At 60.2% G+C, this 21,261-nt stretch carries 21 protein-coding genes; 9 read left to right on the forward strand and 12 right to left on the reverse strand.

All coding sequences use genetic code 11. The annotated features are described in order from the left end of the window. Positions 1-35: 35 nt before the first annotated feature. From C7I36_RS08895 to C7I36_RS08905, 3 genes are all read right to left on the reverse strand, one after another. Complete coding sequence (locus C7I36_RS08895) at positions 36-1,883, reverse strand: hypothetical protein (protein ID WP_146137323.1); 1,848 nt, start codon at positions 1,881-1,883, stop codon at positions 36-38. A 173-nt stretch (positions 1,884-2,056) separates the two neighbouring features. Then, the gene (locus C7I36_RS08900) at positions 2,057-5,596 is read right to left on the reverse strand and encodes a hypothetical protein (protein ID WP_106453365.1); all 3,540 of its coding nucleotides are present in this window, start codon (positions 5,594-5,596) and stop codon (positions 2,057-2,059) included. 133 nt (positions 5,597-5,729) lie between these two features. Beyond that, on the reverse strand, positions 5,730-6,593 hold the full coding sequence (locus C7I36_RS08905; RefSeq protein ID WP_106453366.1) for a YicC/YloC family endoribonuclease: 864 nt from the start codon (positions 6,591-6,593) through the stop codon (positions 5,730-5,732). Positions 6,594-6,748: 155 nt separating this feature from the next. On the opposite strand from C7I36_RS08905, the gene rph reads away from it, so the two are divergent. Both rph and pyrE read left to right on the forward strand, forming a co-directional pair. Further along, a complete protein-coding gene (gene rph, locus C7I36_RS08910) occupies positions 6,749-7,471 on the forward strand; it encodes a ribonuclease PH (RefSeq protein ID WP_106453367.1) in 723 nt (240 codons plus the stop codon). Positions 7,472-7,522: 51 nt separating this feature from the next. Continuing rightward, a complete protein-coding gene (gene pyrE / locus C7I36_RS08915; RefSeq protein WP_106453368.1) occupies positions 7,523-8,164 on the forward strand; it encodes an orotate phosphoribosyltransferase in 642 nt (213 codons plus the stop codon). A 66-nt stretch (positions 8,165-8,230) separates the two neighbouring features. Here pyrE and mscS read toward each other — a convergent pair whose 3' ends face one another. Genes mscS through coaBC form a run of 4 tightly spaced genes read right to left on the reverse strand, consistent with a single transcriptional unit; the run spans position 8,231 to position 11,394 of the window. Then, the gene (gene mscS / locus C7I36_RS08920; RefSeq protein WP_106453369.1) at positions 8,231-9,085 is read right to left on the reverse strand and encodes a small-conductance mechanosensitive channel MscS; all 855 of its coding nucleotides are present in this window, start codon (positions 9,083-9,085) and stop codon (positions 8,231-8,233) included. A gap of 44 nt (positions 9,086-9,129) precedes the next feature. After that, positions 9,130-9,726 carry a nucleoid occlusion factor SlmA gene (slmA, locus tag C7I36_RS08925; RefSeq protein WP_106453370.1) on the reverse strand — a complete coding sequence of 199 codons (597 nt, stop codon included), beginning with the start codon at positions 9,724-9,726 and terminating at the stop codon, positions 9,130-9,132. 17 nt (positions 9,727-9,743) lie between these two features. Further along, entirely contained in the window at positions 9,744-10,199 is a 456-nt protein-coding gene (dut, locus tag C7I36_RS08930) for a dUTP diphosphatase (RefSeq protein ID WP_106453371.1), read from the reverse strand. Next, on the reverse strand, positions 10,186-11,394 hold the full coding sequence (coaBC, locus tag C7I36_RS08935; protein ID WP_106453372.1) for a bifunctional phosphopantothenoylcysteine decarboxylase/phosphopantothenate--cysteine ligase CoaBC: 1,209 nt from the start codon (positions 11,392-11,394) through the stop codon (positions 10,186-10,188). The genes dut and coaBC overlap by 14 nt, the downstream gene beginning before the upstream one ends. Positions 11,395-11,495: 101 nt before the next feature. On the opposite strand from coaBC, the gene radC reads away from it, so the two are divergent. From radC to mutM, 4 genes are all read left to right on the forward strand, one after another. After that, a complete protein-coding gene (gene radC, locus C7I36_RS08940) occupies positions 11,496-12,170 on the forward strand; it encodes a RadC family protein (protein ID WP_106453373.1) in 675 nt (224 codons plus the stop codon). Positions 12,171-12,300: 130 nt separating this feature from the next. Beyond that, the gene (rpmB, locus tag C7I36_RS08945; protein ID WP_014291125.1) at positions 12,301-12,537 is read left to right on the forward strand and encodes a 50S ribosomal protein L28; all 237 of its coding nucleotides are present in this window, start codon (positions 12,301-12,303) and stop codon (positions 12,535-12,537) included. A gap of 11 nt (positions 12,538-12,548) precedes the next feature. Further along, positions 12,549-12,719 (forward strand): 50S ribosomal protein L33, encoded by a 171-nt coding sequence (rpmG, locus tag C7I36_RS08950; RefSeq protein ID WP_014291126.1) that lies wholly within the window; start codon positions 12,549-12,551, stop codon positions 12,717-12,719. A gap of 92 nt (positions 12,720-12,811) precedes the next feature. Further along, a complete protein-coding gene (gene mutM, locus C7I36_RS08955; RefSeq protein ID WP_106453374.1) occupies positions 12,812-13,624 on the forward strand; it encodes a bifunctional DNA-formamidopyrimidine glycosylase/DNA-(apurinic or apyrimidinic site) lyase in 813 nt (270 codons plus the stop codon). 4 nt (positions 13,625-13,628) lie between these two features. Here mutM and coaD read toward each other — a convergent pair whose 3' ends face one another. Continuing rightward, on the reverse strand, positions 13,629-14,108 hold the full coding sequence (gene coaD / locus C7I36_RS08960; protein ID WP_106453375.1) for a pantetheine-phosphate adenylyltransferase: 480 nt from the start codon (positions 14,106-14,108) through the stop codon (positions 13,629-13,631). Between the two features lie 81 nt (positions 14,109-14,189). Between coaD and C7I36_RS08965 the strand changes: the two genes are divergently transcribed. Next, positions 14,190-15,215, forward strand: coding sequence for a glycosyltransferase family 9 protein (locus C7I36_RS08965; RefSeq protein ID WP_106453376.1), 1,026 nt, complete (start codon positions 14,190-14,192; stop codon positions 15,213-15,215). Here the strand turns inward: C7I36_RS08965 and C7I36_RS08970 are convergent. Together C7I36_RS08970 and C7I36_RS08975 are read right to left on the reverse strand one after the other, a co-directional pair. Beyond that, on the reverse strand, positions 15,184-15,963 hold the full coding sequence (locus C7I36_RS08970) for a glycosyltransferase family 2 protein (protein WP_106453377.1): 780 nt from the start codon (positions 15,961-15,963) through the stop codon (positions 15,184-15,186). The genes C7I36_RS08965 and C7I36_RS08970 overlap by 32 nt on opposite strands. Next, positions 15,960-17,021, reverse strand: a complete 1,062-nt coding sequence (locus C7I36_RS08975; RefSeq protein WP_106453378.1) for a glycosyltransferase family 9 protein — start codon at positions 17,019-17,021, stop codon at positions 15,960-15,962. Before C7I36_RS08975 ends, C7I36_RS08970 begins: the two co-directional genes overlap by 4 nt. Positions 17,022-17,106: 85 nt before the next feature. Between C7I36_RS08975 and C7I36_RS08980 the strand changes: the two genes are divergently transcribed. After that, positions 17,107-17,814, forward strand: a complete 708-nt coding sequence (locus C7I36_RS08980) for a 3-deoxy-D-manno-octulosonic acid kinase (protein WP_106453379.1) — start codon at positions 17,107-17,109, stop codon at positions 17,812-17,814. Here the strand turns inward: C7I36_RS08980 and waaA are convergent. Next, the gene (waaA, locus tag C7I36_RS08985) at positions 17,799-19,064 is read right to left on the reverse strand and encodes a lipid IV(A) 3-deoxy-D-manno-octulosonic acid transferase (RefSeq protein WP_106453380.1); all 1,266 of its coding nucleotides are present in this window, start codon (positions 19,062-19,064) and stop codon (positions 17,799-17,801) included. The genes C7I36_RS08980 and waaA overlap by 16 nt on opposite strands. 4 nt (positions 19,065-19,068) lie before the next feature. Next, a complete protein-coding gene (gene waaF, locus C7I36_RS08990) occupies positions 19,069-20,097 on the reverse strand; it encodes a lipopolysaccharide heptosyltransferase II (RefSeq protein WP_106453381.1) in 1,029 nt (342 codons plus the stop codon). A gap of 72 nt (positions 20,098-20,169) precedes the next feature. Between waaF and C7I36_RS08995 the strand changes: the two genes are divergently transcribed. After that, positions 20,170-21,243 carry a glycosyltransferase family 9 protein gene (locus tag C7I36_RS08995; protein ID WP_106453382.1) on the forward strand — a complete coding sequence of 358 codons (1,074 nt, stop codon included), beginning with the start codon at positions 20,170-20,172 and terminating at the stop codon, positions 21,241-21,243. The last annotated feature ends 18 nt before the right edge of the window (positions 21,244-21,261 follow it).

A 21,261-nucleotide genomic window follows, 5' to 3' on the forward strand; every position in this document is an offset into this window, starting at 1 on the left:
TTGGCTCCAGCGGATCCAGTCCAAGATTGTCATACCTATGCCAATGGGTGGGCCTGCGCATATTCTCTCAGGTGCTTGAAGATAAAGGGCATCACCGTCGGGTTTTTGTGCCGGACGTGATACACCTCCAGCGACGCCAGATACCAGTCGGGAATGCCGGCATACCCGTTTTCAAGATGATAGATATGGCCAAAATTACTCTGTATGGATTGGGCTGAGCCTTTGGCACCGGCGAAATACAGCTGCCTGTCGTGATCAACCCAGATGCCGATAGTAGCGTTCAGTACACCACCATCGGCGGCCAGGGAGGCTTTCAGCCGGTAGCCATGTTCGGCCAGAAAATCGTACACCGCTTGCTCGGATTTTTTCTTGTAATTCAGGGCTGCAAGCAGGCGGCTGGCTGGCAGCGCCTCTTGCCGGGCTTGGTGGATCAGTTGCTGCAGGCGGGAGCGCAGCTCTTCCGGCATATCGCCCTTAACCGACAAGCAGGTTTCCAGCAACTGAGCGGGCACCGGTTGTTGCAGGCTGTGCTCGATCTCGTGCAGGTAGCGGTGCAGAGTGGCATGATCGGGCAGGGTCACGGCCTGGGTATCGGTGATCAGCATGACCTCCTTGTTTTCAGGGTTAAAAACCAGCGAGGGGCGGTCATAGCCAGAAAACAGCGCCCGCTGTTGCTGAGCGTCGAGAGATAGGCGAACGTCTTGCTGAAGAGCAGGATCTGCCCACCAGAATGTCATCCTGTTTTCTGCCAGGCGGGCGCAGGCCCAGGGCCAGTCTGCATCAGGCGCCAGTCCCTGTTCCGGCTCCTCGGGGCGGATTGGCAGAATAAACACCAGATCGGCGGGCATATCCGGATAACCGAACCGCAGGCAGCCGTCTTTCACTTCCTGCTTGATCAGCAGCTCCTTGAGCAGCACTTCCACCACGTGTGCGCGGGCGTTTCCTTGCAGGCGCTGGGGAGTGCACGACTGAATAACGGCGTGGGGATAACGCTGGCGCGCCAGCCGGTAGGGATCCCGGTGTTGCTGCTGTTCATACTCGGCCGCCTCGTTCACGATGAGCAGGTTCAGGCCATCGGGCATGATGTCGCCGGCATGAATGCCATTGAGATCCAGCTGCTTCAGCTCTGCAGACAAGGCTTCCGCTGCCAGAGGGTCATCACTGCGATTGACGAGGTAAATCCGTTGGCTGGCAAGCAGGCGATAAATCTCCCGATATGCCTGATGTACGTCCTTGTCCCTGATTTTTATCTGTACGGCGTTGAGCTTTTGCAGCCCGATATTGGCAAGCTCGCCATAAGCTCGTTGAAAATCTTCCAGAAACTGGGTCAGTACGCCGACCCTGCTTTTATAAAACTGCTCCAGCTGCCCTGGGCGTGCATGCAGGGCCTGAGTGCGGTTTCGCCTGGCCGGAAAACGTGCCAGGCGGACATAATCGCCATCGCCGCACTTGCTTAACGACTGGCCGGCCACATTCAGCCGGTATCTGGGTTTTTTGATGGCCTTTTTGTAGGGCGTGCCGTCTTCATGCCGGTGCAGAGAGAAGGGGGTAAAGGTGACGGTTTTTAATGCCAGATAGTGACCGCGGGCACCTTTGATCGGCTGTGGAGAGACCTCAGTGGTCACGACCTCTGCCCCCTGATGGCCGGGAATGGATTTGATGGCGGTGATGTAGAACAGACCATCGCTTTCAAACCAGTCTCTGGTATTGGCTGTCAGGATGCGGGGCAGCGCCCTGACCAGTAAGGTGCGTATCAGCCAGCTGGCCGGAAAGCGGGCTCCCTCCATCGGGTAGCTGACCAGAGAGCGGTCGGTCAGGGTCAGGCTGTCGCCCTTGCTGAGCATCAGCACATAGCGTTGGTGCTCTCTGGCATCTTTTGCCAATGACAACACTCTGCCCTGATTTTGCCGGTAGAGTTCCTGGGCCAGTGTTTGCAGCCGGGTGGTGCGCGCCGGCTCGGGAATGTCTCCGTAATACACGGCCACAAAAGTAAATCGCTCCGCAAGGGCCTGAGCGCAGTAGTGGGGAGTGGTGAGCAGGGAGGTGTGCACTTCAATCATGGTTTGGCTCCAGTCCATTCTATGAGTCCGGTCAGGTGATCATGCAGGAGTGCGCCGCTGTCCCGGTGCAGCAGGCCGGGCACCATCATGGTGCTGGCGGTCGCGGCAGGGGCGCGGATCAGCGAGTCATTTACCGTGTGCAGGGGCTCATGAGGGAGTCCGAACAGGTTGATAAACACAAAGCGGCTGACATTGAGATGCTCCCGCACCCGGGCGGCCTTATGGGCATGGTCGGGGGCTTCTCCGGGCTGCCGCCAGTACTTGGCATCCACACATACCCGGCGGCCGTCGGCAGTAACGAGCATAAAGTCGTAGCGTTCATACAACGCATCGGGCATGGGCTCGATCACAAAGCCATAATGCAGCAACAGCGCCCTGATGGCTTCTTCACCCAGCGCGCCCTTGTACAGGTTGTTGAAGGCGGCCGGTGTCATGACATAAGGCTGTGGTGACCACTGGGTGGCGTACCCCTGTTGCTCAAAGTAGCGGCGGACAATGGCGTTTTGCATCATCAGCGGCAGGCCGCTCTGCTGCTCACCGACCCAGGCAGGGTGAGTGGCCTGCTCGTAGAACCGCAGCGAGTCGCTGCCGGCTTCGTCAGCGTCGGTTTCCAGTGAACCCTGGTAGGCATAGGGAGTCCCGCCGGGTGGGCACAGATAAAGACGAGGGCAGCTGCCGGAGGGTTGCGCCAGGGTGGGCTGGCACAGCAATTGCCGGCGCAGCGCCTCCCAGTTGCGAATATCACTTTCACTGCCTTTTTGAATTCCCTTTAACAGTTCTCTAATCAGCTGCAGCGTGTCTCTGGTGTGCAGTATGGCCAGGTTCAGCTGGCGCTGTTCGGCGGCCGGCAGTTCGCTGTCGGCCCGCTCTGTTCGGAATTGCTCTACCAGTGCCCGGTATTCAAGGGACAGGGTATGTCCGGGGCGCGGGTCACTGCCGATGACGGGGGTCAGCTCCCGGTCCACCAGAATGTGAATATCAGGGCGCTTGAAGGCGGTGCGTGCCATTCTGCCTACCGCCTGCTCGGTCACCTTGCGCAGTAGCCAGTGGTAGTCTTCGGTCCGGTAATAGCGGCCTAATTGCTCCGGGGTATTGCTGCCCTGCAAGGTACGAAAAACCCAGTTTGCCGTATTGTCGGGCGATATCCAGCCGGCGTCCTGCAGGCTCAGGATCTGGTGCAGTTTGACCAGTCTGTCCAGGGCCGGGCTTTGTTCGTGTCCCAGCAACTGATGAGAGGGGCGTTCAAGATACAGGGTGTCGATGTCGGTACACACTTGCGCTTCAGGCTCGCCGCTGCCAACCCAGATCAGGTTGTCTTTATCGGCCTGCCGGGTCACCGGATAGTCCGGGTTTTTTCCTTCTCCGATGGAAGCATAAGTAGAAAAAACAAGGATCTTGTCATCCGTGGTCGACAGCGCGTAACGGATTTCTTCAAACAGGCCTTCGCTCATGGCCCCGGCATCCAGCCCGGTGAATATTTGGCAGGCGGTCAGGCCGCAATGTGCCAGGTGATTTTCCAGCAGGGCAATAAAGGTACTTGTCTCACTGGGTTTCAGCGTTCGGTTCAGCAGCAACATCATGTAGCGGTTGCCGGGCTGGGCGGCGAAGTGGGTCAGTGCCTGCAGTACCTTTGACACCCACCGCACCACATAATCCTTGTCTCCTGGAGTTGCAGGCTGGCCAAGATACTGGCCAAGCACTGTGCCCGGCAGGCGTACGGGGCACTGGCCAAACCGTTCAAGCGCCCTGATGGCCAGCTGATGATCCGGCCCCAGGGCGTGGGCATGAATGCGCACGCCTTCTTCTGCATAGCGCCGGCGGCTGTGATAGTAATCGTCGATCAGCTGTTGCTGGGGTGGCGTAAGCGCAATGTATTTGTCTGCCAGCCGCTGCCGGAGATAACTTTGATCGAAATTCTTGATGACGGTCGGCGAGGTGGCGGTGGCGCTGATGCCCAGTATGCGGGCGCCGGCATCCACCATGTTGGCCAGCAGGCCGGTCGGAGATACCGGCAGACCATGAAAATGGCAGGATACGGTGTCGGGCACCCCTTCTTCCCGAGTAATGTCCACCACCTTCAGGCCGGTGTCGTGGTAGCTGCGCTGGGCCATGCGATAGCGTTTTTTCCGCCGGGACAGGCTCAGCTGCACATCCAGGCTGGTAAACACATCCTGGCGAAACCCGGACAAGTTGAAGTGTGACAGTACGGACAGCACCGCCTCCTGAAAGCGGCCGTTGGTATCGCCGGTGTTGTCATTGCCCATCACTCGCCAGATGGCTTTTCGCATGCTCTGCAGGAACTGACGGTATATCCAGTCGGCCTCATTGACAAACTGGCTGAGCCGGTAGCCTTGAGGATGGATGCCGTCGCTGTCCTGCTTGTGAACGCCGAAAATCACGTTTTTCTGGCGCTCCCGATGGGTTTTCAGCAGCAGGCGCTGAGTGGCGCTGTGGCAGTGTGTGACGGTGCGATCGGAAAACAGCCTAATGGGTTTGTCATCCAGGCCGGCCCCTTCATGGTTAAACGCATACTGAATTTGCCATTCGTCGGCGAATTGCCGCAACCGTTGCCGCAGCGGCTCAAACAGGGGATCCACCCCCTGATAGCGGAGTGAGGCTTCCAGCTGGTAATAATCAAGGTTGGCGTAAAGGGTGCGGGCCAGAGTGATCAAATCCCGAGATGGCTGCTCACTCAATGCGCGCAGGATGACTTCATTCTGCTTGTCGATTTCATCCACAATAAGCAGGCAGTGAGCCAGTGTGCGAATGGGATAGATGCGATGCCGGCTGCTCTGATAGCCCTGCAAAAACTTGTCGGTGGTCATGAACAGCACCTCGGCCTGACCGGTGCGCACCCTTTCTCCCGGCAACAGGGCGTGCAGCGCATGCCCTGTGCGGCCCTGCAGGCTGACCGGGTTTTTGCGCTGGCGAGCCTGAATGCCATCCACTATATGGCGGTAAAGCTCGCTCGCCCGCTCCTTCAGGGGGCCCTGCAACTGAGCCGCAATATGAGGGTGGTCCGCGGCTGCGCGCTTCAGGCCTTGAAGTGCCTGCCAGCCCTGGGCTATGTGTTGCACGGCACTCAGGCCAAAAGCCTCAAGTACCTCGGTGACCCGTTCGGGGGGCGTTGCCAGCAACTGGGCAGATTGCGCCGGCAGATACAGTATGCGTTGCTTGAGTTGCTCTCGCTGCGCCGGTGTAAACCTGGGCTGGCCGTCAATGATCTGAGTGTCAATCAGTCTTTGCAGGGCGGCATAGGTCTGGCTGACGTTGTCGACCGAGTTGGTGACATAATAAATCAGCCCGGCAGGGGCTGCCTGGCCGGTCAGCTGCCGACGAATGGAGGTCAGCAGCTGCTCAATGATTAGGGCGTTTGCGGTGTAGGTTTTGCCAATGCCGGTCTGGGCTGTGACCGGAATAAAACAGCCTTTCGGCCCCGGGCCTTGCAGATAAGCTCCCAGCTCTTGCTGAAACAGGCGATCCAGTGCCGATAGCTGTGGTTTTTTATCAAAATTGAAGCCAATAAACGCATCCATGCCGAGCCCTGTTGCTGGACGTAATTTTTACATGAGCATCAGCATAGACCGCAATCATGAAGGTGGGATGGCAAGTGGCGGGAAATGAATAAAAGCCCTTGAAAAACAAGGGCATGATTGCTTTTAATCGGTGTTATTCAATATTCTGGATCTGCTCGCGCATCTGCTCTATCAGCACCTTCAGCTCCACTGCGCTGGCGGTGATGTCGGCGTTGATGGACTTTGAGCCCAGTGTGTTCGACTCCCGGTTGAACTCCTGCATCATAAAGTCCAGCCGCCGGCCGCAGGCGCCGCCCTTTTTGAGGATCTTGCGGGTTTCGGCGATATGGGCGCCGAGCCGGTCCAGCTCTTCGGCCACGTCCACCTTCTGGGCCAGCAGCACCATTTCCTGCTCCAGCCGCTGGGGTTCCAGTTCCAGCCGCGCTTCCTCGAAGCGGTCCAGCAGGCGCTGGCGTTGCCAGGCCAGGACGTCGGGCATATGGGTTTTCACCTTGGCCACTTCCTGCTCGATGCCGTCCAGCCGCTGTTCTATCAGTACCTTCAGTTTTTCGCCTTCGCTGGCCCGGGCGGCGAGGAAATCGTCGATGACCAGGTCAAGGCAGGCGATCAGGGCGTTGCTGAGGGCGTCCATGTCCTGGGCCTGGGTTTCCATGACCCCGGGCCAGCGCAGAATATCCACCGGGTTGAGGCTGCCGTGGCCGGCCTTTTCCATCACCCAGGTGGCGCCTTCGATCAGTTGTTCGGCCAGCGCCTTGTTCATCTGCAACTGTCCCTGGCTGGCCAGGCTGGACTCGAAACGCAGGCCGCATTCTACCTTGCCCCGTTGCAGCCGGGCGCGCAGCTTTTCCCGTACCAGGGGCTCCAGGCCGCGGAACTGCTCGGGCAGGCGGGTATAGGTTTCCAGGTAGCGTTGGTTGACCGAGCGGATTTCCCACACGGCGGTGCCCCAGTCCTGTTTGAATTCCTGGCGGGCGTAGGCGGTCATGCTGTGGATCATGCGAGTCTCGTAAGGGTTGACGAACTATGGCGGCAGTGTGACACAGGCCGGCCCCGCCGCCAATGGCGGCCGGCATGCAATGGCCGCGCGCTTTCTCTATAATGGCGCCTCCTCGCCCCGGCGAGACCCGCTTTTTAGCCCACTTGGAGGATCCCATGTCAACACGAGCCAGCGGACGCGCGCCCGATCAAATCCGGCCGGTCACCATCACCCCCAACTACACCCGTCACGCGGAAGGCTCTGTACTGGTGGAATTCGGCCATACCAAGGTGTTGTGCACCGCCTCGGTGGAAAAGGGCGTGCCGCGTTTTTTGCGCGGCAAGGGCCAGGGCTGGGTAACGGCGGAATACGGCATGCTGCCGCGCTCCACCCACAGCCGCATGGACCGGGAAGCCGCCCGGGGCAAGCAGGGCGGTCGCACCATGGAAATTCAGCGGCTTATTGGCCGCTCGCTGCGCGCCGCCATGGATCTGGACAAGCTGGGTGAATACACCATTACCGTGGACTGCGATGTGATCCAGGCCGACGGCGGCACCCGCACCGCCGCCATTACCGGCGCCTGTGTGGCCCTGGCCCATGCCCTGAACTGGATGAAGGCCGAGGGCATGATCATTCATAACCCGCTCAAAACCCTGGTGGCGGCCATTTCCGTAGGGATTGTCGACGGTCAGGCCGTGGCGGATCTGGAGTACACCGAGGACTCGGCGGCCCAAACCGACATGAACGTGGTGATGACGGCCGAAGGCAACATGATTGAGGTGCAGGGCACCGCCGAAGCCGCTCCTTTCAGCCACGATGAGCTGCTGGCCATGCTGGCGCTGGCCCGCAAGGCGGTGAATGAGCTGGTGGAGTACCAGCGCCGGGTAATTGCCGGCTGATCGCGGCAGTTCGCTTCAAGTTACTGAATAGATGATATTGCGGAGAGCAGCATGAAAGCCTACCAGCGTGAGTTTATCGAGTTTGCCATGAGCAAGCAGGTGCTCAAATTTGGCGAATTTACCCTGAAGTCCGGGCGTAAAAGTCCCTATTTCTTTAACGCCGGCCTGTTCAACAGCGGCCGGGATCTGGCTCGCCTGGGCCGGTTCTACGCCGCCGCCCTGGTGGATGCGGGCGTGCAGTTCGACGTGCTGTTCGGCCCGGCCTACAAGGGCATTCCCATTGCCAGCGCCACCGCGGTGCAGCTGGCGGAAGTGCACGATCTGGACGTGCCCTACTGCTTTAACCGCAAGGAAGCCAAGGATCACGGCGAGGGCGGCAACCTGGTGGGCAGCCCATTGGCCGGGCGCATCATGCTGGTGGATGACGTGATTACCGCCGGTACCGCCATCCGTGAATCCATGGATATTATCCAGGCCAACGGGGCCACCCTGGCCGGAGTGCTGATCGCCCTGGACCGCCAGGAGAAGGGCAAGGGCGAGCTGTCCGCCATCCAGGAAGTGGAGCGGGACTATCAGGCTCAGGTCACCGCCATCATTACCCTGGCGGATCTGATCGACTACCTGGGCGAAAAGCCGGAGATGGCGGAGCACCTGGCGCGGGTGCGGGCCTACCGGGAGCAGTACGGTATCTAATAAAGCAGTACGGTATCTAATAAAAAAGCCGCTGAAAAGCGGCTTTTTTGTGGGCAAATGCGGCGATCAGGCTTTTTCTTCCCGGAACAGGTGCACGTCCATCTGAGGGAAGGGGATGCCGATACCGTTGGCGTCCAGCTCGTTTTTGATCTTTTCCAGCAGATCGAACTTCAGGCTCCAGTAGTCTTCGGCCAGCACCCAGGGGCGCACGATAAAGTCGACGGAAGAAGCGCCCAGCTCGTTGACCGCAACGCGGTAGGCGGGCTCTTTCAGTACCCTGGGCTCCTCGTCGAGAATGCGGGTCAGCACTTCCTTGGTTTTCTGCAGGTCGGCCGTGTAGGAAACACCAATCACCAGGTCCAGGCGGCGGGTTTTTTCCTTGGAGTAGTTGACGATGTTATCACTCAGGATTTTGGAGTTGGGTACCACTATCATGCGGTTGTCCGGGGTCATCAGTATGGTGGTGAAGATTTGCACCGAGTGCACAGTGCCGGCGGTGCCGCCCGCCTCCACGTAGTCGCCGGCCTTGAAAAAGCGAAAGCCAATCAGCAGTACGCCGGCGGCGAAATTGGACAGCGACCCCTGCAGCGCCAGGCCCACGGCCAAGCCGGCGGCACCGACGATGGCCACGAAGGAGGCGGTTTGCACGCCGACCCGGCTGAGGGCGGCGATGATCACAAAGGCCAGCAGGCCGTATTTGAGCAGGCTGGTGATAAAGTCGGAGATGGTGCTGTCTATCTTGCGTGCCTTGAGCACCTTGTTCATCCCGCCGGTCAGCATGCCGACGGCAATAAAGCCGATGATCAGGGTCAGCAGGGCGGCGGCGATATTGACCGCATACTCGATGAGCAGCCCCTGGTTGTTGATCACCCAGCTTTGGGCTTCCTCAATGAAATCGGTATTGATAAGTTCGGTTTCCATGCACTCGTGCCTCTGTTGTTATGGATGGGTATCAAACTCCGGTGTCAGGCCGCAACCAGTTGCTGGTGCAGCAATTGCCAGTGACTGTCGAAGTTGTGAGTGGGTTTGAGCCGGAACTGGCTGCGAACATACTGGTTGATGCGGCCTTCGGCATAGGCCAGCAGCAGGTTGGCCAGTACGGTTTCGCTTTCGGCGAAGGTGTCGCCTTCGTACAGGCGGCGTTCGCGCATCACCTGCTTGAGCTGGGTTTCCAGCCGGTCGAACAGCTGGTTGATGCGCACCAGCAGCCGCTCGTGTTCGCCCTGCAGAGCGTCGCCGTTGAGCAGCCGGGTGATGCCGGGGTTGCGTTCGCAAAACCCCAGCAGCAGGTGCAGTATGTAGCGCAGGCGCAGGGCGCTGTCCTTTTCGTCCTGAAGAATGAGATTGATGCGGGAAAACAGGGTTTCCTCGATAAAGTCGATCAATCCCTCAAACATCCGGGCCTTGCTCGGAAAATGGCGGTAAAGCGCCGCTTCCGATACGCCCACCGCCGCCGCCAGCTTGGCGGTGGTGATCCGCTGCCCCGGGCTGGTTTCCAGCATATGGGCCAGGGCCTGCAGGATCTGCTCACGACGGTTTTTCTTGTTTTGGGTATTGGCCATGGGCGCTCTCGATCTGGTTAATGGCGACCGGAAGAGCCGAAACCGCCTTCTCCCCGCTCGCTTTGGTCAAATTCGTCAACTAGCGTAAATTGGGCCTGAACCACCGGCAAAATCACCAATTGGGCCAGGCGCTCTCCTGGCTGCAGGGTGAAGGACTGCTGCCCCCGGTTCCAGCAGGATACCATTAACTGACCCTGGTAGTCAGAGTCAATCAGGCCGACCAGATTGCCCAGCACGATGCCGTGCTTATGGCCCAGGCCGGAGCGCGGCAGTATGGTGGCGCACAGGCCCGGATCCTTGATATGGATGGCGATGCCGGTGGGTACCAGAGTGGTGTCGCCCGGGGCCAGCTCCAGGGGCTGGTCGAGGCAGGCGCGCAGGTCGAGACCGGCAGAGCCGGGAGTGGCATAGGCCGGCAGCGGAAATTCGGTGCCCACGCGGGGGTCGAGGATCTTCAGTTCAATGGGTGTCATGGTATCGGTCTGCAATCAGTGTCATCAGGTGCCCGGCCAGTTCGGACTTGGCGGACAGGGGTAAATCGGCCCGGCCACCGGGCCAGAACACGCTCAGGGCGTTGTCGTCGCTGTTAAAGCCCTGGCCGTTTTTGGCCACGTCGTTGGCGGCGATCATGTCCAGTCCCTTGCGGGCGAGCTTGTCGAGGGCGTATTTTTCCACATCCCGGGTTTCGGCGGCAAACCCGACAGTGAAGGGCCCCTCGGGCAAAGCGGCGACGTCGGCCACGATATCGGGATTTTTGGTCAGTTCTATGACCAGGGTGTCGCTGGCGGTTTTCTTGATTTTATGGCCGGCCACCTCCCGGGGCGCGTAGTCGGCGACGGCGGCGCAGGCGATGAAAATCTGCTGGTCGGCGAGGTGCGTCATTACCGCCTCGTGCATCTGCCTGGCGCTTTCCACCTCGATCCGGGTGACACCCGGCGGGGTGGCCAGGCCGACGGGGCCGCTCACCAGGGTGACCTCGGCCCCCATCCGGGCGGCGGCGGCAGCCAGGGCAAAGCCCATCTTGCCCGAACTGTGGTTGGAGAGAAACCGCACCGGGTCGAGTGCTTCCCGGGTGGGGCCGGCGGTCAGCAGCAGCCGCAGGCCGGCCAGTGGCCGGGTTGGGGGGGCGAAGTGCGCTTCGGCCAGCGCGACCAGCTCCATCGGCTCCAGCATGCGGCCGGGGCCCACATCGCCACAGGCCTGTTCGCCCCGGGCCGGCCCCCAGAGATGAACGCCACGGTCCTTCAGGATGGCCAGGTTGGCTTGCGTGGCCAAGTGGCGGTACATCTGCTGGTTCATGGCCGGGGCCACCGCCAGGGGGGCCGGGGTTGCCAAGGCCAGGGTGGTGAGCAGGTCGTCGGCCAGGCCATGGGCCAGCCGGGCCAGGGTATTGGCGCTGGCCGGGGCGATCAGCAGCAGTTCGGCCCAGCGGGCCAGTTCGATATGGCCCATGCCGGCCTCGGCGGCCGGATCGAGCAGGGCGTTGGACACCGGCTCGCCCGACACCGCCTGCAGGGTGAGCGGGGTGATGAAGGCCTGGGCGGACTCGGTCATCACCACCCTGACCTCGGCGCCCCTTTCCTTGAGGCGGCGCACCAGCTCGGCGGCCTTGTAGGCCGCGATGCCGCCGGTGATGCCGATCACAATGCGTTTTCCTGCTACAGACATGACAGCTTCTCCTCGTTGCGGGCCGGCAAGATTACCACAATCGGTCAAATTGTGCGGTCCGGCGCCGGGCTGGACTAGGCTGTATGCAGGAGGTGGCGCCGATGAGTATCAAGGATTGGCCGCAGGGCGAGCGCCCGCGGGAAAAACTGCTGAGCCGGGGGCCGGCCAGCCTGTCGGATGCGGAACTGCTGGCGATTTTTTTGCGCACCGGGGCCAAGGGCATGGACGCGGTCACCCTGGCGCGCCGCCTGCTGAGCCAGTTCGGCTCCCTGCGCCAACTGCTGCAGGCGGATCCCCGGCAGTTTTGCGAAGGTCCCGGGCTTGGCCTGGCCAAATATGTGCAGTTGCAGGCCAGCATGGAGCTGATGCGCCGGTTTCTCGATGAAAAGCTGGTGCGCGAGCATGCCCTGACCAGCCCCGAACTGACCCGCCAGTACCTGCAGGCCCGGCTCAGGGACGCCCCGCGCGAGGTGTTTGCCCTGCTGCTGCTCGACAACCAGCACAGGGTCATCAAGTTTCATGAACTGTTTTTCGGCACCCTGGACGCGGCCGCCGTATACCCGCGCGAAATCGTGGCACTGGCGCTGAAACTGGGTGCCGCCGCGGTCATTTTGGTGCATAATCACCCGTCCGGAGTGGCCGAGCCCAGCCGGGCGGATCGCATGATCACCGAACGCATTCAGGCCGCTCTGGGGCTGCTGGATATCCGGGTGCTAGATCACCTGGTGGTTGGTGATGGTGAAACCGTATCTTTTGCCGAGCGTGGCTGGCTATAGCTGCCGGGCGCTTGGCTTTTTGTTGATCTCGAGCGGGGTTTGCTGTATAAATTGCCGCCTTATTTTGCCCCGACAGACGGCCAACGGGGTATCATTGCTCGAGCAAAAGTAAGTTTTGGAGAAGACTGACATGTCTAAAGTATGCCAAGTAACTGGTAAGCGGCCAGCTGTTGGTAACAACCGCTCTCACGCGAACAACGCCACCAAGCGTCGCTTCCTGCCCAACCTGCAAACCCACCGTTTCTGGGTTGAAAGCGAAAAGCGTTTTGTAAAACTGCGTATCACCACCAAGGGTATGCGTATCATCGACAAGAAAGGCATCGACAGCGTCCTGGCTGACCTGCGTGCCCGTGGCGAAAAGGTTTAAGGAGATAACTCATGGCTGCTAAAGGTATTCGCGAGAAGATCCGCCTGAACTCCAGCGCCGGTACTGGTCACTTCTACACCACTACCAAAAACAAGCGCAACATGCCCGAGAAAATGGAGATCAAAAAATTCGATCCCGTTATTCGTCAGCATGTGATCTACAAGGAAGGCAAGATCAAGTAAGATCGCCCCTTCCCCAAAACCCGGCTCCGGCCGGGTTTTTTTATGGCCGCGACCTTGGCTATACTGCCGCCTCATAGTTGCAGGAGGGCGAGATGCCGGAGTTACCAGAAGTCGAAGTCAGCCGTTTGGGCATCACCCCCCATCTGCTGGGGGAGTCGGTAATGCGGGTGGTGGTGCGCAACCCCAGCCTGCGCTGGCCGGTACCGACGGAGATCCAGGAGCTGACCGGGCTCACCATCACCGGCATCCGTCGCCGGGCCAAGTACCTGCTGCTGGAAACCGACTGGGGTACTGCCATTCTGCACCTGGGCATGTCCGGCAACCTCAAGGTGCTGCCCCATGGCACCCCGGCGGGCAAGCACGATCATGTAGACATCGAGTTCGCCAACGGCAAGCTGCTGCGGCTCAACGATCCGCGCCGCTTCGGCTGCCTGCTGTGGACCCGGGAAGCCGTAGAGCAGCACCCGCTGCTGGCCCGGCTGGGGCCCGAGCCGCTCACCGACGCCTTTGACGGCGACTACCTTTACCAGCGCAGCCGGGGCCGCAAGACGGCCATCAAGCAGTTCATCATGGACAACCATATCGTGGTAGGGGTGGGCAACATCTACGCCAATGAATCGCTGTTCGCGGCCGGCATCAGCCCCAAGCGGGAGGCGGGAAATATCGGCCGGGAGCGCTACCTGAAACTGGCCGGGGAGATCAAGGCGGTGCTGGCAAAGGCCATCGGCCAGGGCGGCACCACGCTCAAGGATTTTACCGGCAGCGACGGCAAGCCCGGCTACTTTGTGCAGGAGCTGCAGGTCTATGGCCGGGCCGAGCAGCCCTGCGTGCAATGCGGCGGCCTGCTGAAGGAAATCCGCATGAACGGCCGCAGCACCGTATTTTGCCCCCGCTGCCAGCGCTAGGGGCTCAGGCCAGCTTGCGGGCGATGGCCTCGGCCACACTGGCCGGCACGAACTGACCGATGTCGCCGCCGTGAATGGCCACTTCCTTTACCAGGGTGGAAGAGATGAAGGAGTTTTCTTCCGCCGGGGTGAGAAAGACGCTTTCAAGCGTCGGCATCAGCCGGCGGTTCATGTTGGCCAACTGAAACTCATATTCGAAGTCGGAGACCGCCCGCAGGCCACGGACCAGCACCGAGGCCCCGTGCTCCCGGGCAAAATCCACCAGCAGGCCGGAAAAGCCCACCACCGTCACGTTGTCCAGCTCCCGGGTCACCTGGCTGACCAGCTCGACCCGTTCCGCCAGCTCGAACATGGGGCGCTTGCTGGGGCTGAAGGCGACGCCGACGATCACCTCGCCGAACAGGCGGGATGCCCGCTCGATCAGATCGAGGTGGCCGTTGGTAATGGGATCGAAGGTGCCGGGGTAGATGACCCTGATGCTCATGAGGTTTCCTTATTAACAAAAGACAGGCGAACACTTTAGGGTAGAATAACGCAGCATGACGGCAAGCGGGAGACTGGGTTGATGAAGCGGATACTGGTGGTCAGAAACGATAAAATCGGCGATTTTATGCTCGCCTGGCCGGCGTTTGCCATGCTCAAGGCCTCGCTCGGCTGCCATGTCACCGCCCTGGTGCCGGCCTATACCCGCGAACTGGCACGCCTCTGCCCCGCTATCGACGAGGTTATCCTGGATCCGGGCCAGGGCGGCGATGCCGCTGCCCAGAACGCCTTGCTGAAAGCCCTTAAGCAAGGGAATTTCGATGCGGTTGTCTGCTTTTTCTCCAACTTTCGCAATGCCAGCCTGATGTGGCGGGCCCGCATTCCCCAACGCTGGGCACCGGCCACCAAGCTGGCGCAGATTTTCTACAACCACAGGGTAACCCAGCGCCGTTCCCAGTCGGCCAAGCCGGAATACCAATACAACCTGGATCTGGCGCGTGCCCTGCTGCACCGGCAAGGAGTGCCTGTTGTCGAGCCCCAGGGCCCCTACCTCGCTTTTCCCGCGGCCGAACTGGCCGAAGCCCGCCAACGCCTGGCGGACAGCCTTGGCATCGAGGCCGGACGGCCCTGGCTGATGGTGCACGCGGGCAGTGGCGGCTCGGCCAACAATCTGTCGGCGGCGCAATATGCCGAACTGCTGCGTCGTCTGTGCGCCGATTTCCCGCAGGCCAGGGCGGTGCTGACCGCGGGTCCGGGCGAACAGGAACTGGCCCGGACCGTGGCGGTCGAGGCCGGATGCGGCGCCGTGGTGGCCGAAGGCCTGCCGCTGCCGGATTTTTGCCGGCTGCTGGCCTGCGCCAGCCTGTTTATCGCCGGCAGCACCGGGCCGCTGCACATTGCCGCCGCCCTGGATGTGCCCACGGCGGGCTTCTTTCCCCTGCGCCGTTCCGCCACGCCGCTGCGTTGGCGCCCGCTCAACAGCGAAGGCCGGCACCTGGCCCTGCATCCCCCCGGCGAGGCGGGAGAACAGGTGGAGGACATGAGCCGGGTAGATGTGGCGGCGGCGGCGGCGGCGATTACTCCCTGGGCCCGGACGTTTCTGTCCTGATCCAGAGGTCGGCATATTTCACGAAAGTGGAGTGGGCCGACAGCAGGCAGAGCAGCAGACCCTGTCGTCCATCCAGAAAACCGGCTTTGAGCAGATACATTTTGAGAAAACATCCCGCTCCGTGCAGCAGGCCCTGGAGCAGCGAACCTTTTTTGCCCTTTTGCTGCCGCTGCTCGGCCCAGGCGGCGGCGTAGCCCGCCGACTTCACCAGGTAGTGTTGCAGATCCCGATAGGTGTAATGCAATAAGTCACCATCCAGCCGGGCAATGCGGCTGCCAGTGGGTAGCTCGACTTTTTCGTGCACGAGGGCGTCGTTATAACCGGTCAGCCGCCTTGGATAAAGCCGCAGTACCCGATCGGGATACCAGCCGCAATGGCGGATAAATCGGCCAAATACCCATGAAAGGCGGGTGATAGCGTAGACGGTATTTTCTGCGGGCTTGGTTATTACGGCCTCTATGCTGGCCCTGAGCTCGGGGGTGACACGCTCGTCCGCATCCACCCACAGAATCCAGTCGGACTGCACCTTTTCCTGGGCCAACTGTCGCTGACGGCCAAAGCCCGGCCACGAAGCGTTCACAAAAAAACGTGCGCCTGCGGCTTCCGCTATGGCGCGGGTTTGGTCCGTGCTGCCTGAGTCCATGATGACAATTTCGTCTACCCAGTCCAAAGTAGCCAGGCACTCGGCCAGGTTGTCCGCTTCGTTTTTGACGATCAGAACCGCGGCTAGGGTAGGGTGCTGGCTCATGATAACTCCTGTAACAGATTGAAATCGCGGCAGATGCGGTCGAACTGTGCGGTGACCTGCTCAATGGTGATGCGCGCCATGGCGTGAGGATCCCGGACCCGGGTGCGCCAGGGCAACTGGTCGGGCGTTTTGCCGGTTTCGGCCAGCAGGGCTTCGGAATAGGCGCTCACCACATAGTCCCGGCACAGGTAGGGGCCGGTCCGGACCGGATTGTGGTGGGCATAAAGGCCGAGTACCGGGGTGCCCACCAGGGTCGCCATATGGGCCGGGCCGGTGTCCGGCGCCACTACCAGGCTGGCGACGCTGATCAGGGCCAGCAGCTGCGGCAGGCTGGTGGTGCCCACCAGATTGTCGTCCACACCGCCGGTGAGCCGGCAAATGTGCTCCGCCAGGGCCCGCTCCTGGGTGGCGGGGCTGCCGATGAGGATCACCTTCATGCCCTTGCTTCTGGCGTGCTCCACCAGGGCGGCATAGCCTTCGGCGTGCCAGTTTTTGTATGCCTTGCTGGAGGCGGGGCAAAGCAGCAGCAACGGCCGCTGATCCCGGTGGGCCCGGGCCCAGGCCTGGTGCACCCGATCCAGGGGAAACTGCCAGCGGGGTGTGCCGTCGGCGATCCCGAGCGCGCGGGCAAACCCCATAAAACCATCGGCCACATGCTCGCCGAGGGCAGGCACCTTGACCCCGGTGAACAGCCACTGACCGTCCTTGGCACGCTCCCGCTCAAACCCCAGCCGGTATCTGGCCCGGATGCCCAGGCTGGCGATGCTGGCGCGCAGCGCGGCCTGCATGTGCAGCAGGGCATCGAAGCGGCGCCCGCGCAACTGCCGCCACAGGGCAACATAACCTCGCCAGCCGCTGTTCTTGTCGAAAGGTATAACCTCCACTCCGGGCAGGTACTGCAGCAGGCCGGCTTCTGCCTTGCCGGTAATCCAGGTAATGCGGGTTTGCGGCCACTGGCGCTGGATGGCCTGCACCAGGGCCACTGCGTGGCAACAGTCGCCAATGGCGGAAAGCCGTAGCAGGCACAGGGACTGAGGAGCCGAGCTGAAGGGTAACATAAGTGAACTCTCGCGATACTGAGTCCGGCATTATGCAAAGCCTTTCAGGCCATGTAAAATCCGGGTTTTCGCTGGGGGGATGGCAATGGAACGAATAGAGCACGGCTCCGAAATTATCTGGTACGACCCCGAATGTTTCGGGGACTTTCATCGCGATTATTTTGAAATCGATTACTGGCGCGAGCACAACGCCATCCGCGGCAAGGCGGTGGGGCGCAACACCACCTGGTTTGTGCAGGATGAGGTGGGCCACAAGGTACTGCGCCACTATTACCGGGGCGGCATGATAGGCCGGGTGATGGAGGATACCTTTTTGCACGTGGCCGAGTCCAAAAGCCGGGCCATGGCGGAGTTTACCGTGCTGGCCAAGCTGTACCGCAAGGGCCTGCCGGTGCCGCGCCCCTGTGCCGCCCGTATGGTGCGCTCCAACCTGGTCTACCGGGCCGACATTATCCTGACCCGCATCGAACATGCCCGCGATCTGGTGGCCATCCTCAAGGAAAAGGCACTGAGCAAGCAGGAATGGCAGGGGATCGGCAAAACCATCCGCCAGTTCCACGCCGCCGGCCTTTACCACGCGGATCTTAACAGCCATAACCTGCTGCTGGATGACAACGGCAAAAGCTGGCTGATCGACTTCGATAAATGCCATTTCCGCCAGCCCGGCAGCTGGGCCAGGGAAAACATGGATCGGCTGCTGCGTTCCTTCCGCAAGGAGCAGGGCCTGCATCCGGATTTCAATTGGGACGAACAGGACTGGCAGGCGCTGCTGAGCGGTTATAAAGCGAGCTGATCCTCGATCCGCGCCAGGGTTTTGGCCAGTGCGCCTCGATTGGCGCTGACCACCGCCAGCGCGCGTTCACCCATGTGGGCGGTGATGCTCTCATTGCCGAACAATTGCTTTAGTGTGTCGCTCAGTTCGCCGGCATGGGTAACAACGGCTGCACCACCGGCATCGATCAACTGGTGGCTAATATCGCTGAAATTAAAGGTGGAAGGGCCGCTCAGCACCGGCTTTGCCAGGGCGGCGGGCTCCAGCAGGTTGTGGCCGCCCCGCTCGATCAGGCTGCCGCCCACAAAGGCGATATCGGCCGCCGCCAGCATCAGCGGCAGTTCGCCCATGGTATCGCCCAGATAGACCTGGGGGTTGCCTGCGGGCTTGCCCAGAGTGCGACGATGTAGGGTAAGGCCCTGTTTTTGTACCAGGCTGGCGACCTGCTCGAAACGTTGGGGGTGGCGTGGAACCAGTATCAAGAGCGCCTCCGGCAGGGTAGCCAGCAACCTGCGATGGGCATCCAGCAGTTGTTCGTCTTCGCCTTCGTGGGTGGAGGCGGCTATCCATACGGGCCGTTGTGTGCCCAGTTGCTCCCTTAACTGCCGACCCTGCTCGACGATATGCGGGCCGTACTCGATATCAAACTTCACCGAGCCGCTGATACTGAGTTGTTCACGGGCCAGCCCCAGGCCGGCGAAGCGCTCGGCGTCGTCCCGGTGTTGGCAGGAAATATGAGTGATATTGGCGGCAAGCAAGCGGAATATGCCGTGAAAGCGGCGGTATCTGGCGGCGGATCGGGCCGACAACCTTGCGTTAAGCAGCAGCACCGGCAACCGGCGCCGGCCACAGGCATGCAGCAGATTGGGCCAGAGTTCGGTTTCCATAATCAGCAGCGCCCTGGGCTGAATACGGCGCAGGAACAGGGTTACCGCCCAGGGAAAATCCAGAGGCGCATAGCGGTGTTCAACCAGATCGCCCAGTTTTGCCGCCTGATCGGCGCCGGTGCGCGTGGTCGTGGTTACCAGCACCGGCAGCTCCGGATGTTCGGCCTTGAGCTTTCTGATTAGCGGCGTTGCCGCCACTATTTCCCCCACACTGACCGCATGCAGCCACACCGGCCGCTCGCCGCGGGTGGGGGACACAAACCCCAGGTGCTCCGGCCAGCGCCGGCCAAACCCCGGCTTGCCCCGTTTGGGCCAGTAAAGAAGGGCCAGCAGAGCGGGGCTGAGCAGGTGGATCAGCAGGTTGTAGAGCAGGAGATAGAACATAAGGCTAGCCCTGCAGAGATGAAATGGCCTGCAGCACCCGTTGCGGCGCCAGTTCTTTCAGGCATTTGAGGTGTCCAAGCGGGCATTCCCGCTTGAAGCAGGGGCGGCACTCAATGTCGGTATGGACCACGGCAACCCGCTCGGCCAGGGGCGGTGTGTATTGGGGCGAGGTGGAGCCGTAAATCCCGACCAGTGGGCGTTGCAGGGCGGCGGCGATATGCATCAGCCCCGAGTCGTTGGACACCACGGCGGCGCTGAGCGCCATCAGATCAATGGCCTGGTGCAACGAGGTTTTTCCCGCCAGGATATGGCAATGTTTCTGCTCGCTGGCCGGCAGATAATGCCTTATCGCCTCCGCCACCGGAATATCCTTGGCCGAGCCGAAGATCCACACCTGTTGACCCTGCTTGATCTGCTGTTGGGCAACCTCGGCGTAGTGCTGCTCCGGCCAGCGCTTGGCCGGGCCAAACTCGGCGCCCGGGCACAGGCTTAGGATGGGCCTGTCGGTGGTGAGCCCCAGTTCGGTCAGGGCCTGCCGCTGGTTACGCAGGTCGACCCGCAGCGCCGGCCAGGGCAGCTCGGGAAGGCAGTGGTTATCCTTCATCTGTGCCCTGGGATAGGCCAGCGAAACATAGCGCTCCACCATCAGCGGGAAATCGCTTTTGTTGCTACGCAGATCGTTCAGCAGGCCGTAGCGGGATTCGCCTTTCCAGCCGGTGCGCTTTTTGATGCCGGCAAACAGCGGGATCAGCGCCGATTTGAGCGAGTTGGGCTGGACGATGGCCCAGTCATACCCTTCTTTTGCCAGCTCCCGGCCGAGGCGATAGCGCTCGGCCAGCCGGAATTCGCCGTGGCCCAGGGGCATCACTATGGCTCTGTCCACCTCGGGCATCCGCTCCAGCAGGGCGCAGCACCAGGCCGGTGCCATCACATGCAGCTCGGCTTCGGGATGCTGCTTTTTCAGGGTGATGTAAAGACTTTGGGACATCACCATGTCTCCGACCCAAGATGGGCCAATAACCAGAATTTTCATGATGTCAGTATTTTGTATTTGATGACCCGAGATTATACAATCTGCATCCAGCCCACTCCATGGTAACGCGTAGTGTTTAGACGATTCATCTCCCGTGCACAGCTATTCAGGGATCAGTTGCGGCGTAAATTTGGCAAATTACTGTTTGATCGCGCCAGTCGGGGAGGCGATCTCGGCCAAGTGAAACGCCTGCTGCTGGTGCGCTGGGATGCCAAGATCGGCGATTCCATCGTCTCCTCGTTTTTCTTTCGGGAGTTGCGCCGTGCCCGGCCGGATATCCGTATCGATGTGATCACAGCTCCTCACATGGCATCGCTGTACCGGGAGCATTTTGGTGTTGATCATGTTATCTGCTGCAAGAAGCGACCGAGCTATGGTGAGCTGAAAACACTGGCACTCGAAACAGGTTCGGTGGATCTGGTTATTCATCTTGGCAAACAACTTAAGATGAAGGATATCTATTTTCTGCGTTGCCTTGATGCCGATAATGTCATGGGGCTGGATGACGAGCTTACGCTGATTAACCATAAACTCGGCAAGGCCACAGCAGGCAGGCATTTTTCCTATAAATTTGCTTATGCATTGAATCTGCTGGGAGTTAATGCTCTGAACTGTCAGTATATTATCCCGGAAGATAGTGGACGTCATCAGCTTATACAGAAGGTATGGCCTGAAGAATCGGTTGTTGCATTTAATCCATACGGCAGTGGTAGCAGTCGGCGTCTGAATTTCGAGAGTGTTTCTAGGTTGGTTGAACTGATAGTTAAATATAAACCGGCATGGAAAGTTTGTTTGATGTCGACGCCTGATACCAAGGTAGAGGTTGAGAAATGGTGTTATGAGCTGGGAGCAGATAGAGTATTCACTGTACAAGTCAGTGAAACCATTCAGGATGCTATAGAAATTGTTCGTTTGTCTGCTTTGGTAATTTCTGTTGATACTGCTATTGTACATATTGCAAGTGGGCTTAATAAACCATTGTTGGGGATTTATAACCCTGATAAAGAAAATTTTTCAGAATGGCATCCTAATTCTGATAAAGCATTCGTCCTTTTTTCTTCAAAATATGAAAATAAGCTTGCAAATATAAACAATATTGATTTCTATAGCGCGTCTGAAGTGTTTGATGATATTTTTAAATCATGATTTTTAATTTTCGTTTTA

It is taken from the genome of Zobellella taiwanensis, assembly GCF_003012795.1.
GTDB classification, from domain to species: Bacteria; Pseudomonadota; Gammaproteobacteria; order Enterobacterales; family Aeromonadaceae; genus Oceanimonas; species Oceanimonas taiwanensis.

Bases quoted from the DNA above. Each gene is read 5' to 3' on its own strand.
- C7I36_RS08970 (WP_106453377.1), bottom strand. From the start codon at position 15,963: ATGAGCCAGCACCCTACCCTAGCCGCGGTTCTGATCGTCAAAAACGAA.
- pyrE (WP_106453368.1), top strand. From the start codon at position 7,523: ATGAAAGCCTACCAGCGTGAGTTTATCGAGTTTGCCATGAGCAAGCAG.
- C7I36_RS08980 (WP_106453379.1), top strand. From the start codon at position 17,107: ATGGAACGAATAGAGCACGGCTCCGAAATTATCTGGTACGACCCCGAA.
- C7I36_RS08905 (WP_106453366.1), bottom strand. From the start codon at position 6,593: ATGATCCACAGCATGACCGCCTACGCCCGCCAGGAATTCAAACAGGAC.
- C7I36_RS08900 (WP_106453365.1), bottom strand. From the start codon at position 5,596: ATGGATGCGTTTATTGGCTTCAATTTTGATAAAAAACCACAGCTATCG.
- waaF (WP_106453381.1), bottom strand. From the start codon at position 20,097: ATGAAAATTCTGGTTATTGGCCCATCTTGGGTCGGAGACATGGTGATG.
- C7I36_RS08965 (WP_106453376.1), top strand. From the start codon at position 14,190: ATGAAGCGGATACTGGTGGTCAGAAACGATAAAATCGGCGATTTTATG.
- coaBC (WP_106453372.1), bottom strand. From the start codon at position 11,394: ATGTCTGTAGCAGGAAAACGCATTGTGATCGGCATCACCGGCGGCATC.
- waaA (WP_106453380.1), bottom strand. From the start codon at position 19,064: ATGTTCTATCTCCTGCTCTACAACCTGCTGATCCACCTGCTCAGCCCC.
- coaD (WP_106453375.1), bottom strand. From the start codon at position 14,108: ATGAGCATCAGGGTCATCTACCCCGGCACCTTCGATCCCATTACCAAC.
- rpmB (WP_014291125.1), top strand. From the start codon at position 12,301: ATGTCTAAAGTATGCCAAGTAACTGGTAAGCGGCCAGCTGTTGGTAAC.
- dut (WP_106453371.1), bottom strand. From the start codon at position 10,199: ATGACACCCATTGAACTGAAGATCCTCGACCCCCGCGTGGGCACCGAA.
- slmA (WP_106453370.1), bottom strand. From the start codon at position 9,726: ATGGCCAATACCCAAAACAAGAAAAACCGTCGTGAGCAGATCCTGCAG.
- rph (WP_106453367.1), top strand. From the start codon at position 6,749: ATGTCAACACGAGCCAGCGGACGCGCGCCCGATCAAATCCGGCCGGTC.
- mscS (WP_106453369.1), bottom strand. From the start codon at position 9,085: ATGGAAACCGAACTTATCAATACCGATTTCATTGAGGAAGCCCAAAGC.
- mutM (WP_106453374.1), top strand. From the start codon at position 12,812: ATGCCGGAGTTACCAGAAGTCGAAGTCAGCCGTTTGGGCATCACCCCC.
- C7I36_RS08975 (WP_106453378.1), bottom strand. From the start codon at position 17,021: ATGTTACCCTTCAGCTCGGCTCCTCAGTCCCTGTGCCTGCTACGGCTT.
- rpmG (WP_014291126.1), top strand. From the start codon at position 12,549: ATGGCTGCTAAAGGTATTCGCGAGAAGATCCGCCTGAACTCCAGCGCC.
- radC (WP_106453373.1), top strand. From the start codon at position 11,496: ATGAGTATCAAGGATTGGCCGCAGGGCGAGCGCCCGCGGGAAAAACTG.